Consider the following 12870-nt stretch of genomic DNA (forward strand, 5'->3'; position numbering starts at 1 on the left):
GACACTACGGAGCACTGAAGTGAAATTCCAGAGTATTTGTATGGGGCTGATGCTGCTGTTGGCATTACCGGCTCAGGCGGCACGAATTAAAGACGTATCGGAAGTCGCCGGGGTTCGGAGTAACCAGTTGGTTGGCTATGGTCTGGTTGTCGGCTTGCCGGGAACGGGGGAGACGACGCCGTTTACCGACCAGAGCTTCAATGCCATGCTGCAAAATTTTGGAATTCAGCTTCCGGCGGGCACTAAACCTAAAACAAAGAATGTGGCTGCCGTTGCCGTAAACGCAACTTTGCCGCCGTTTACCAAACAGGGGCAGACGATAGATATCACAGTATCGTCAATTGGTTCGGCGAAAAGCCTGCGCGGTGGTACATTGCTGCAAACCTTTCTAAAGGGCCTGGACGGAAAGGTCTATGCCATTGCTCAGGGGAGCCTGGTCGTTGGCGGGTTCAGTGCCACCGGGGCCGATGGGTCTAAAGTGGTAGGCAACACGCCGACAGTAGGACGTATTTCCAATGGTGCCATGGTTGAACAGGAAGTACCGAATCCGTTTGGTCGTGGTGATTTTCTGACTTTTAACTTGTTCGAGTCCGATTTTACCACGGCGCAGCGTATGGCTGATGCCGTTAACCAGTTTCTCGGCCCGCAGATGGCGGCAGCAGTAGATGCCACCTCTGTTCGAGTCCGCGCCCCGCGAGATGTGAGCCAGCGGGTGGCATTTTTGTCGACCATCGAGAATCTCGAGTTTGATCCGGCGGAAGGCGCGGCGAAAATTATAGTTAACTCGCGCACTGGTACGATTGTTGTCGGCCAGAACGTGAAGCTCAAGCCTGCGGCTATCACCCATGGCGGCATGACCGTATCGATTAAGGAAAATTATTCTGTCAGCCAGCCTAACGGCTTCTCTGGTGGTAATACGGTTGTCGTACCGAACTCTGATATTGAAGTCACCGAGGAAGATTCCCGAATGTTCAAGTTTGAACCTGGGATCACTCTGGATGAGTTGGTACGTGCGGTGAACCAGGTCGGTGCCGCCCCTTCTGATCTGATGGCTATCTTGCAGGCACTTAAGCAGGCAGGGGCCATTGAAGGTCAGTTGATTATTATTTAAAGCAACCTTTGGTTCTGAGCATGAAAACAACCAACCCGGGTTTTATTCACGATATCTCCAACCTTGAGCGACTAAGGGCGGGGATCAATGATGATGAAAGTCAGTCTTTGCGTGCCGCAGCGCAGCAGTTCGAGGCGATTTTTACTCAGATGTTGTTTAAGTCGATGCGTCAGGCCAATGAGGTTTTTGAATCTGATTTGATGAGCAGCAGCAACAGTAAGTTTTTCGAGCAGATGCATGACGAGCAGATGGCAAGCGAGCTGAGTTCCACGGGTTCACTGGGTTTGGCTGATTTGATTGTCTCCCAGCTTGGTGGTGAAGAGGAAGCGCAGAGCTCTGCAGTGCCGTCAGAGCAGGACTTCCGTCAGGCGGTAAAAGAAGCACCGCTGAACCTGCCGTTTGATACCAAAGGCAAGCAGCCGGATAAGGCGATGGTAGAAAAGGCTGCGGAAGATGCGCTGACGATAATGCAGCAAACTCAGCCGGCGTCGTTTACTGCGCCTCTGCCACCGTTGAAGCCGCAGGATAATGATCGTGGTTTTGAGTCACCTCAGGACTTTGTCAATCGGATGCGCCCCTATGCCGAAAAGGCAGCCCATGCGATAGGCACTGAGCCATCAGTATTGATTGCCCAGGCTGCACTGGAAACGGGGTGGGGCAAGAAAGTGATCAAGAATGCGGCAGGCAACAGCAACAACCTTTTCAATATCAAGGCTGATCAGCGTTGGTCCGGCAACAAGGTTGCGACCAACACCCTGGAGTTCCATAACGGGATCCCTGTCCAGCAACGGGCGGCATTCCGCTCTTATGACAGTTACCAAGACAGCTTCAATGACTATGTTCGTTTTCTCAATCAGAACCCGCGTTATTCTGAAGCGCTGGAGCAACCCGCTGATCCGGTGCATTTTATTCGAAATCTGCATAAGGCGGGTTATGCGACGGATCCGGAATATTCCAATAAGGTCATCAGTGTCATGGATACGGTGAACCGCCTGATGAAATAGGCAAGCCCTTGCCTCCGCTCAAAAAAACGTCACATCACTCCCCATATAGGTATAAGCAAGTCGCTATAAAATCAATAACTTAGTCAAATTTAAAAAGTGGAACGCTTTTTGCATTTCAAGTTATTGATTAATTGTAACCCCCTCACAGTTCCGGAGGCTTCATGGGGTTTGACTTGCTAAATATGGGCTCTCAAGGTCTGATGACTGCACAACGGCAGTTAAATACGACCAGCCACAACGTTAACAATGTTAATACTGAAGGCTACAGCCGCCAATCTGTTGTTCAGCAAGCCAATGATCCTATTTGGTGGGGGGGCAACCAGTACGGTACCGGTGTCCACGCGGCAGAAGTTCGCCGCGGTTTCGATCAGTTTGCCACCAATGAACTCAATTTGACCACCACCAACCTCAGCTATGCCACCGAACGAGAAGGACAGCTTGGTCGTCTGGATAATATGCTGGCCAACAGTGCCAAAAAAATTCCTGAAGACATGAACCAGTGGTATGACGCGGTCAAGGCGTTGGCAGACAGCCCTAATGATATGGGCTCGCGAAAAGTGGTGCTTGAAAAAGCAAAGATGGTTGCCAAGGGGCTGAATGACAATCACGGTATCTTGTCACGCCAAAAGTCGGAGACAAACGAGGTGTTGTCTCGCACCCTGAGCCGGGTAAATGATATTGCCAGGGAGCTGGTGGATGTCCACAAGGCACTGGTCAAGACACCGGCATCCGGGCATGACAACGATTTGTTGGACAGGCACCAGAGCCTGATCAACGAGCTGTCCGAATACACCAAGGTCACTGTTACCAGGAAGAATGCCGAAAGCTTCAACGTGATGATCGGCAGCGGCCACACCTTGGTATCGGGTACTGAATCCAGTGAGCTGAGGATGGTGAGCGGCAAGCCGGATCCGCAGCAGACCCAGTTGGCCATTGTCGAGGGCAAATCGCTTAAAACCATCCGCAATGATGATATTGGCGGCAAGATGGCAGCATTGTTCCAGTTCCGTGATGAGACGCTGACCCACGCTATGGATGAAATTGGCCGAATTGCGATTGGTTTCTCCAAGTCGGTAAACGAGCTTCAGCTGCAGGGTCTGGATCTGAAAGGTCAGGTCGGCGAGAACATGTTTCGTGATGTCAACGACCCGGCAGCAGCGGCTGCGCGGGTGATGTTACCGGCAGATTCGACCGCAGAGATGAAGGTCTTTATTGACGATTTGAGCAAAGTCAAAATCGGAGAATACGGTCTGAGCTTCGACGGCAGTCAGCATACCTTGTCTTATCCTGACGGTACGAGCCAGAACGTGATCCCGAGCGGTAACCCGCCGTCTTTCAGCATGGACGGTTTTCGGGTTGAAATGACAGCACCGATGAAAGCCGGCGAGCAGGTGGTCCTGCGTCCGACACGTTCGGCCGCGGGTGAAATCAGCGTCACAATGACAGATCCGGCAAAAATTGCCGCCCAGAGCTACCTTAGCTCGGCCAGCAATACGCAGGGGCAGGCCAGCTTTAATGTTACCCAGCCAGGTACCCTGTCGGAGTTTCAGGTTGCCGTCTCGCCGGATGCCAGCCAGTTTGCCGTTCTGGATATGAAAGGCAATATTTTGCAGGCCCCGCAGCCTTACCCGCCAGCCGGTGAAGTGGTTGTGGGTGGCACTGGTTTTACCCTGAGTCAAGGGGCTATTGGCGGTGATGTCTTTGCCGTTAACCTCAATGCAGCCGATGGCGATAACGGCAACCTGATCAAGATGCAGACCCTTCAGGCTGAAAAGCTGATGGATGAGGGCCGTTCTACCGTCATTGATGTCTATCAGGGGCTAAATACCGAGATGGGGGTACAGAAAGCTTCTGCAGCCCGTCTCAGGGAAGTTGGTCTGGTCGAGAAAGATGCTGCCGAAAGTCGGGTGGCGGAAATATCAGGCGTGAACCTCGATGAAGAGGCGGCCAATATGATGAGATTCCAGCAGGCCTATATGGCCTCGTCGCGCATCATGACCGTTGCCAACGAAACCTTTGATACCTTACTTAACGTATCGCGCTAGGGAGACCGTTAATTATGATTAGCCGAATGGCCACTTTCCATAACTACCGCTCTGTGGCAAACGATATGAATCGGCAGCAGGTGCGGGTGCAGGAAAACCAGGAGCAGCTGGCAACGGGGAAACGTCTGCTGACTGCCGGTGATGATCCGGTATCGTCGATCTATATCCAGAATTTTGATCAGCAGAATACCCAGATAGAACAGTCGCTCAAGTCGATCACACTGGCGCGTAACCGCCTGGATAATGAAGAGACGGCGATCACCGAAGTTGAAAATCTGCTTGATGAAGCCAAGCGCAAGTCGATGATGATGGTCAACGGCTCGCTGTCCGGTGATGACCGCATGGCCCACAAGCAAGATATGCAGGGGCTGTATGACTCGTTCATGAACCTGGTGAATACCAAGGATGAGTCCGGCAACTTTATTTTCGCCGGTACCCAGTACAGCAAGCAGCCCTTTTTCCGGGACAACAATGGTCATGTCACCTATGTCGGTGACAGCTACCAGCGGATGGCCAAGGTGGCCCCGTCGGTTGACGTGCCGATGAATGATGCCGGCGATAAGTTGTTTATGGAAGTTTCCAATCCATACGGTGACTACCAGCCGGACTATGAACTGCAAAGCGGTTCGCTGCTGTTGCTGTCACAGGCGACGAATACCAATGATGCTGATCCGTCGGCGTATCGCATCGAGTTTGCGACGACGGCGACCGGGCCTGCCTATAAGCTGTTCCAGAATGGCAGCGAGGTCAGTAGTGGCCAGTTTGATCCGGGTAAGGGGATCCAGTGGGGAACTCTGCAGGTTGATCTGGAAGGCGAGATCGAAGACGGCGATGTGATCGAGCTATCTCGGCAGGACAAGATCAATGTTTTCGATGCTTTTCAGCGCAGCATTGATCTGTCGGACAGCGATGTTTCAGATGCCTCGGCCTCGGCGGAACTGCAACAGGCTGTGGCTGAACTGTCCGAAGGCTTCAAGCATATTAACCGCGCGCGATCTGAAATTGGCACCCGGCTGCAGACCTTAGATCGCCAGGAGAATATGCACGAGGATTTCAAGATCGTGATGACACAGGCGCGTGGCACGCTGGAGGATCTTGATTACGCGACTGCTGTTATTGAATTAAATGAAAATATGATGGCATTGCAGGCCTCTCAACAGGCGTTTGCAAAAACCAAAGATTTGAATCTGTTCAACTATATCTAACTGGTATTCGCTCTAGCGCAAATATGTGTGTGAGTTGAACGGTTGACGGCGGCAATAGATTTACCGCAACGGCAAAGCTGCGTCTTGCCGATGGGCATAGGGTTGCCGCCGAACTGAACTTTATATCAATTTTAAACATAAGTTATTGAAATAAAGTATATTTTAATTTTGGCATGATAATTGCTAATACTAGGTTGGTGGCAACTGTGTTGCCAATATTATTTATACATATAGCTGGCCCCGCTTCACCGTCTTTCGTATTGACTGTTGCGGGTAGGCTGTTTCGCTGAAAGAGCGAAAGTCAAAGGAGAGCAAAATGGGTGTAACAGTAAACACCAACGTGTCTGCCATGACTGCGCAGCGTTACCTGGGCAAAGCAACGAGTGATCTTAGTACTTCGATGGAACGCCTATCGACAGGTAGTAAGATCAACAGTGCTAAAGACGATGCTGCGGGTCTGCAGATCTCTAACCGTTTGGTGGCACAGACACGAGGCCTGAACGTAGCAATGCGTAACGCCAATGACGGTATATCTATTGCGCAGACAGCCGAAGGTGCAATGCAGGAATCAACCAGCATTTTGCAGCGTATGCGTGATCTGTCACTGCAGTCTTCCAATGGTGCAAACTCGGATGATGACCGTGTTGCAATCCAGGAAGAAGTCTCGGCGCTTCAGGATGAACTTAACCGTATCGCGGAAACAACGGCATTTGGTGGCCGTAAGCTTCTGAATGGTACCTTCGGTGAAGCGGCATTCCAGATCGGTGCCGATTCGGGTGAAGCGATCATCATGGGGATGGACAGTGTCCGTGCCGATTATGAGGAGATGGGCGGTAGTCTGCTGGTTTCAACGAATAAGATTGAACCAGGCGCTGAGTTGAATGCCAATGCAACGGTTGGCTTCTCGGTAACTGACAAGCTGGGTAATGTCACCAACGTGAGCGTCGATCTGCTCCAGGGTGACGATGTCGAAGAAATCGCAACGCGCATTAACGGTCAGAACTCTGCAGTTAACGCCTCGGTAACTGAAGAGGGTGAACTGCAAATTTTTGCCGGTGACGGTGATGTGGCAGTGACTGCCGGTGCGATGAGCATGAAAAACACCGATGGTACGGTTGTAGCCGGTGATATCGCAGGTGTGGCTAAGTCGGTATCGGTGGGTGACATTGATGTCGAATCCGTAGGAGGCGCCCAGCAGGCTGTGCCAATTATCGATGCGGCCTTGAAGTATATCGACAGCCAACGTGCCGATTTGGGTGCGAAGCAGAACCGTCTGGGTCATACCATTAATAACCTGGCGAACGTATCTGAAAACGTATCGGCGTCTAACAGCCGTATCCGTGACACCGACTTTGCCAAAGAAACGACGGAAATGGCCAAGAATCAGATCCTGCAGCAGGCAAGTACGTCTATCCTTGCTCAGGCAAAACAGGTTCCACAGGCTGCAATGAGCTTGCTGCAATAACTTTCCGCTACTCGGACCAGATCAGAACGGCAAGGGGCAACCCCTTGCCGTTTTTGTTTCTGGCGGTGAAACTCTTGCCTTATTTTCCCCCTTCATACGCAACACGCCTAATTTGTTACCGGAATGAGCGTAAAAAAGTGCTAACCATTGAGTGGGCTGTACCACTTGCAATGAAATATTCACCTTGATTTTTATTAACTTGATCACGTTTTAATCGATTTCCAAAAAATACTAAAAAAAAACTTAAAGGTTTTTTTTACGGTGCCGTTAAAGGTCATGTACGAAGAATAACAAGGTTTTTCCGGCTGGGCTGGTCAAGCCATTTTGAACACTTAAGGAGAGACATTATGGCAGTTACAGTAAATACTAACGTTTCTGCAATGACCGCTCAGCGCTACCTGGGTCAGGCGACCGAAGCTACTGGTAAATCAATGGAGCGTCTTGCTACCGGTAGTAAAATCAACAGTGCGAAAGACGATGCGGCTGGTCTGCAGATCTCTAACCGTTTGATGACCCAGAGCCGTGGTCTGGATGTGGCAGTACGTAATGCCAACGACGGTATCTCAATGGCACAGACCGCTGAAGGTTCTATGCAGGAAACAACAAGCATCCTTCAGCGTATGCGTGACCTGTCGTTGCAGTCTGCTAACGGTTCTAACTCACAGGAAGACCGCGCTTCTATCCAGGAAGAAGTGACAGCACTGAATGACGAACTAAACCGTATCGCGGAAACTACCTCTTTCGGTGGTACCAAGCTATTGAACGGTCAGTTCGGTTCTCGTTCTTTCCAGGTGGGTGCTGACTCGGGTGAAGCGGTTCAGATGAACTTCAATAACATCCGCTCTGACGAAACCAAGATGGGCGGCAGCATGCTGACATCAACTAACAAGGTAGCAGCTGATGCGACACTGAACGCTGACACAGCTATCGAGTTGAGCGTAACTGATGCTGGCGGTACTGCGACAGCGGTAAATGTTAGCCTGGTAAAAGGCGATGATATCGAAGAAATCGCTACCCGTATCAACGGTCAGAATGACAAGATCAATGCATCTGTTTCTGAAGAAGGCGAACTACAGCTGTTCTCTTCTGAAGGTGCTGTTGGCGTAACTACCGGTGGTATTGCGATGACTGACAGTGCTGGTACAGCAGTAGATGCCACAATTGCAGGTACTGCGGCCAATACAACGGTTTCTGAAATCGACGTAACGTCTGTCGGTGGTGCACAGAAAGCGGTAGCGGTACTTGATGGTGCGATGAAGTATGTCGACTCAGAGCGTGCGCAGCTAGGTGCATCTCAGAACCGTTTGAACCACACTATCAATAACCTGAACAACGTTAACGAGAACGTGTCTGCATCTAACAGCCGTATCCGTGATACTGACTTCGCAAAAGAAACAACCAACATGACGAAGAACCAGATCCTGTCTCAGGCTTCTACGTCTATCCTTGCTCAGGCAAAACAGGCGCCGCAAGCGGCACTAAGCCTGCTAGGTTAATACCTCGTAATAGCGGCAAGGGGGCAGCCCCTTGCCGTTTTCTGCTATCAGAAGGTGAAAGAATATGGATGTCAAACCTGTTTCTACTTCTTCACTTCCTCTCCGTTCCGCTGAGAATGGCACCCATGCTTCTGCTGGCACAAATATTGCTAATAAATCTAATGGTAATTCTCAGGGGGCTTCATCGGCCGGTAATACCTCCACCCAGCATGCAATACCAAGTAGTGATGGCGGAAATTCGGATGTACGCCGGGTTGAGCAGAGCAACAGGGTAGAACAGCAGCAGCAAATGCAGCGCGAGGAGCTGGAAAAGGTGGTAGAGCGCATCGAAGAGTTTGTCGGCAGTACGCTAAACAAAGGACTGGCTTTTCGAATCGATGAAGAATCTGGAAAAAATATCGTCACCATTTACGATAAGCGTACCGGTGATGTAGTCCGTCAAATCCCTGACGAAGATATGTTAGCACTATCCCGGCAGTTGGCAGCCAATTCGGGAGGGCTGGTAACGACGAAAGTGTAAACTGACATCATTTGAGGTAATCAATGAATATAGGCGCAGCAGGCACAGCCTCCGGTCTTGATATTAACAGTATGGTTAACAAGATTGTCGATGCTGAGCGGGCTCCGAAAGAAGCACGCATCAATGAGCGCCGCGATAATGTCGATGTCAGTATCAGTGCCTATGGCAAGCTCAAGAGCTCGTTGAATGATATGAAATTCATGATGGCTGACTTTCGTCGCAACCATACCCTATCAGCTCGTTCTGTTTCGTCGGATAACAGTGACATTCTTACGGCTTCAGCCTCTCATGAAGCGATTCCTGGAAAATACAGTGTTAAGGTTGAGCAGCTTGCCCAGCCCCATAAAATTGTTTCCGGCACGTTTGACGAAGAAGAGAAAATGGGCGCCGGTAAACTGGCCATATCATTGGGTGCGACTCAGTTCGATGTAGAAATACCGGAAGACGAAAGCGAGATCCTTGATGTCGTCCGCTTGATCAACCGCCACCCGTCGAATACCGGTGTGCTAGCCTCGGTGATCAAAGATGATGTCGGTGCGCGTTTGGTGTTGTCGGCCGATAAAAGTGGTGAAGCGAACAATATCAAAGTACGGGTCGATGCGCCGGTTGCCAGTACTCTGCAAAAATTTGGTTTTAATCCGAATAACAACATCAACTCAATGAGTGAGATGCAGAAGGCAGAAGATGCCAAGGTAGTGATTGATGGCCTGGCTGTGGTCACCAGTGACACCAACACCATTGAAGATGCGATCAAGGGTGTTGATCTCAACCTTGTTGCTTTGACCGACTCTGCCAAGGCCGAGGGGGAAGCGACAAAGAATAAAGATGTGTTGGTCGATGTCGGTTATGATCGCAATGCCGTTGGGGGTGCCATTGAGCAGTTCGTCAATGCATACAATCAGTTTTACACAACCTCGAGAGAGCTGGGCAAGTTCGATCCTGAAACTCAGGAAAAAGGCCCACTAGTTGGCGACAGTATTATTCGTACGGTTGATAACCAGTTGCGTGCAGTATTTTCGACGCCGATAGAAGGCGCGCCAGAGTCAGTGACAACCTTGAGTGAGCTCGGGATCACCACTACGATGGAAGGGCGGCTTGAGATTGACTATGACATGCTCGACAAACAGCTGGAAAAGAATTTTGCCGATGTCGGTGAATTTTTTAGCAGCCGCGATGGTTTTGCCCGTAAGGTTGAAGATCTGATCCATGCCCATACCGGGATCACCGGTAGCATTAAAGGGCGGCAGGACAGCTTGAATGATCAGATAACGCGCTTGAATAGCGAGCAGACCAAGCTGGATCGCCGGATGGAAAGTGTTCAGAAACGTACCCATGACCAGTTTACGGCGATGGACAGTGCTATGGGGCAAATGAAAAGTCAGCTCAACTCAATGATGAGTATGATGCCACAATAGTTTTTAGGGTAAGAGAAGTCGCGTATGCAACGTTTAAATCAACTGGATGATCAACTTGAGGCTATGCTGGCTGTTGAGGCAGAGGTTGATTCTGAGCAGTTGCAGCTGCTTTTGGCACAGCGCGAACAGCTTTTACAACAATTAATGGCCCGGCCTGAGAGTCTGGATAAAGCAGAATGGCAGGCAGCGGTCGATAGAACGTCGTACTTACTTGCCAGGATCCGTCATCATCGGGATATGTCGGCAAGTCAGTTACAACGACTGCAGCACGGGCAACGCTCGATGCAGGTTTACAATAAATTTCGGTAAGGTTAGAAAAATGGCAATGAGAGGATCTCTACAGGCTTATAAACGAGTCTCAGTGGACAGTCAGTTAACATCGGCATCGCCGCACCGTGTGATATCGATGCTGATGGCCGGTGCGATTGAACGCTTGATCCAGGGCAAAGCCGCCATGGAGCAGGGCTCTATTGCAGTGAAGGGTGAACGTCTTGGCAAGGCACTTGATATCGTGATCAGCCTTCGAAGCTGTCTGTCGATGGAAGATGGTGCGGAAATCGCGTCAAACCTCGATGCGCTTTACGATTACATGATCCAGCAGATCTACAAGGCAAACCAGGACAACCTTGCAGAACCAATTGATGATGTTATCGGCATGCTGCGCGAAATTAAATCCGCCTGGGATCAAATTCCGGCTGAATATCATAATATGACTCAGCTAGACGTATAGTCGCCTTTCTGGGGCAATCGAAGTATTGGTTAATGGCTTTGTTGTTTGTAAAGTCAAAAAATAAACACCAATGACTTGATTTGCACTTTCCTTTGTACTGGGGTCACAGCTTTTGGGTGTCCCTAGTTGCCTTCTCCTGTGCTTTTATTACAATAGTCGGAATAATTTTGGTTGCTGTTCCTCAGTAATAGCAAACTGAACAATTTTTGACTGGATTTGATAGTTGTTCAGTTTGGTATAAAAGCCACAGAATAGAAAATCCTATAAAGGCAGGCAATATCTCTCCTATGCAAGGTTTAGCTAAGACCCTCGTTATTGATGACGATCAGCAGCACCGTCATGACCTTAGTGTCATCCTTAATTTTGTTGGCGAGCAGCACGAAGCTGTGTCAACAAGCGAGGTGGAAAATTCGCTTTGGGAAAAGGATTGGGGTGCCTGTTTACTGGGTAAAATCAGTACTGGTAAGTCACTGAACAAGATCCTGGATTTTTTGCGCATCCACAACCACATTCCTGTTATTGCATTGTCTAACCATGCCAATGAATTGGCGGGGCTGCCTAACTATGTTGGGGAGCTCGAGCTGCCGTTGCACTACGGGCAGTTGTCGGATGCGCTACGTCATTGCCAGGAGTTCCTGGGTAAGCGCGCGTTTCAGGTTCCGCAACTAGGGCGAAAGAATACGTTATTTCGGAGCATGGTTGGTCGAAGTGAAGCGATCAGCCAGGTCCGTTATTTGATCGAGCAGGTATCGTCTACCGATGCCAGTGTGTTGATCCTCGGTGAGTCCGGAACAGGCAAAGAAGTCGTTGCGCGTAACGTTCACTACCACTCCTCCCGTGGTAAAGGACCGTTTGTACCGGTTAACTGCGGAGCGATCCCACCAGATTTGCTGGAAAGCGAGCTGTTCGGCCACGAGAAAGGTGCCTTTACCGGAGCAATTGCGGCCCGAAAAGGACGCTTTGAGCTGGCTGAAGGCGGTACCTTGTTCCTCGACGAGATTGGCGACATGCCAATGTCGATGCAGGTTAAGCTGCTGCGTGTATTGCAGGAGCGCTGTTTTGAACGTGTGGGTGGCAACGGTACCATCAAGGTTAATGTCCGCATTATTGCCGCGACTCACCGTAACCTTGAAGAAATGATCCAGGACGGGACTTTCCGCGAAGATCTTTATTACCGCCTGAACGTTTTTCCAATCGAAATGCCGGCATTGCGTGAGCGTATCGGTGATATCCCGCTATTACTCCAGGAACTGCTGGCCAGAATGGAAGCTGAGGGTGCAAAACTTATCCACTTCACGCCAAGGGCAATTACCTCGCTGATGGAGCATGACTGGCCGGGTAACGTTCGCGAACTGGCGAATCTGGTTGAACGATTGATCATTCTGTATCCGGGTGAAATGGTTGATGTAAACCATCTGCCGATGAAGTATCGCTACAATGATCTGCCGGATTTTCAGCCGGAAGATCACTTCCTGTCGACCGAGGATCAGGAACGTGCGGCGCTGGCCGATATGTTCGCGACCAGCTACGATGAGACGGAGGAGGCTGCGGGCAGCAGTGATCTGCCGCCTGAAGGGGTTAACCTGAAAGAAATGCTGGCAGAGCTGGAGGTCGAGATGATCCGCCAGGCACTGGAAGCCCAGGCTGGTGTGGTTGCCCGAGCGGCGGACATGCTGGGGATGCGACGTACTACGCTGGTTGAGAAAATGCGTAAGTATGGCCTCAACAAAGAAGATTTGCGTTAACCACCTCAAAAAACGACGGTGTCACATTCTTGACGCCGTCAATTTTCTTTCCTTACCATTAACCCATTGATAATATGTTCTTTATTTTGGCATAAAAAATGCTTGTTTAGTGTTTTTATGCGTATTGATCAGGT

Annotated in this window: 11 protein-coding genes; all 11 read left to right on the forward strand. The window is 50.2% G+C overall.

Features of this window, described 5'->3' with window-relative positions:
• Window positions 1–40 precede the first annotated feature (40 nt).
• The 11 genes from BIT28_RS11920 to BIT28_RS11970 all read left to right on the forward strand — a co-directional run bounded on the left by BIT28_RS11920 (window position 41) and on the right by BIT28_RS11970 (window position 12736).
• The gene (locus BIT28_RS11920; RefSeq protein WP_089153675.1) at window positions 41–1111 is read left to right on the forward strand and encodes a flagellar basal body P-ring protein FlgI; all 1071 of its coding nucleotides are present in this window, start codon (window positions 41–43) and stop codon (window positions 1109–1111) included.
• A 20-nt stretch (window positions 1112–1131) separates the two neighbouring features.
• Complete coding sequence (gene flgJ / locus BIT28_RS11925) at window positions 1132–2115, forward strand: flagellar assembly peptidoglycan hydrolase FlgJ (protein ID WP_075763919.1); 984 nt, start codon at window positions 1132–1134, stop codon at window positions 2113–2115.
• 161 nt (window positions 2116–2276) lie between these two features.
• Window positions 2277–4160 (forward strand): flagellar hook-associated protein FlgK, encoded by a 1884-nt coding sequence (gene flgK, locus BIT28_RS11930; protein ID WP_075763921.1) that lies wholly within the window; start codon window positions 2277–2279, stop codon window positions 4158–4160.
• Between the two features lie 14 nt (window positions 4161–4174).
• Window positions 4175–5365: a flagellar hook-associated protein FlgL gene (gene flgL / locus BIT28_RS11935; protein ID WP_075763923.1), complete on the forward strand. Its 1191-nt coding sequence runs from the start codon at window positions 4175–4177 to the stop codon at window positions 5363–5365.
• A 349-nt stretch (window positions 5366–5714) separates the two neighbouring features.
• Window positions 5715–6830 (forward strand): flagellin, encoded by a 1116-nt coding sequence (locus BIT28_RS11940; protein WP_425439631.1) that lies wholly within the window; start codon window positions 5715–5717, stop codon window positions 6828–6830.
• 347 nt (window positions 6831–7177) lie between these two features.
• Window positions 7178–8326 (forward strand): flagellin, encoded by a 1149-nt coding sequence (locus BIT28_RS11945; protein WP_075763927.1) that lies wholly within the window; start codon window positions 7178–7180, stop codon window positions 8324–8326.
• A gap of 64 nt (window positions 8327–8390) precedes the next feature.
• Window positions 8391–8846, forward strand: coding sequence for a flagellar protein FlaG (locus tag BIT28_RS11950; protein WP_075763929.1), 456 nt, complete (start codon window positions 8391–8393; stop codon window positions 8844–8846).
• Window positions 8847–8869: 23 nt separating this feature from the next.
• A complete protein-coding gene (gene fliD, locus BIT28_RS11955) occupies window positions 8870–10261 on the forward strand; it encodes a flagellar filament capping protein FliD (protein ID WP_075763931.1) in 1392 nt (463 codons plus the stop codon).
• A 24-nt stretch (window positions 10262–10285) separates the two neighbouring features.
• Window positions 10286–10570 carry a flagellar rod protein FlaI gene (locus tag BIT28_RS11960; protein ID WP_075763933.1) on the forward strand — a complete coding sequence of 95 codons (285 nt, stop codon included), beginning with the start codon at window positions 10286–10288 and terminating at the stop codon, window positions 10568–10570.
• Window positions 10571–10586: 16 nt separating this feature from the next.
• Entirely contained in the window at window positions 10587–10991 is a 405-nt protein-coding gene (gene fliS / locus BIT28_RS11965; RefSeq protein WP_075764215.1) for a flagellar export chaperone FliS, read from the forward strand.
• A gap of 287 nt (window positions 10992–11278) precedes the next feature.
• Window positions 11279–12736, forward strand: coding sequence for a sigma-54 dependent transcriptional regulator (locus BIT28_RS11970; RefSeq protein ID WP_075763935.1), 1458 nt, complete (start codon window positions 11279–11281; stop codon window positions 12734–12736).
• Window positions 12737–12870 lie beyond the last annotated feature (134 nt).

Source organism: Photobacterium proteolyticum (assembly GCF_001939735.1).
GTDB lineage: Bacteria > Pseudomonadota > Gammaproteobacteria > Enterobacterales > Vibrionaceae > Photobacterium > Photobacterium proteolyticum.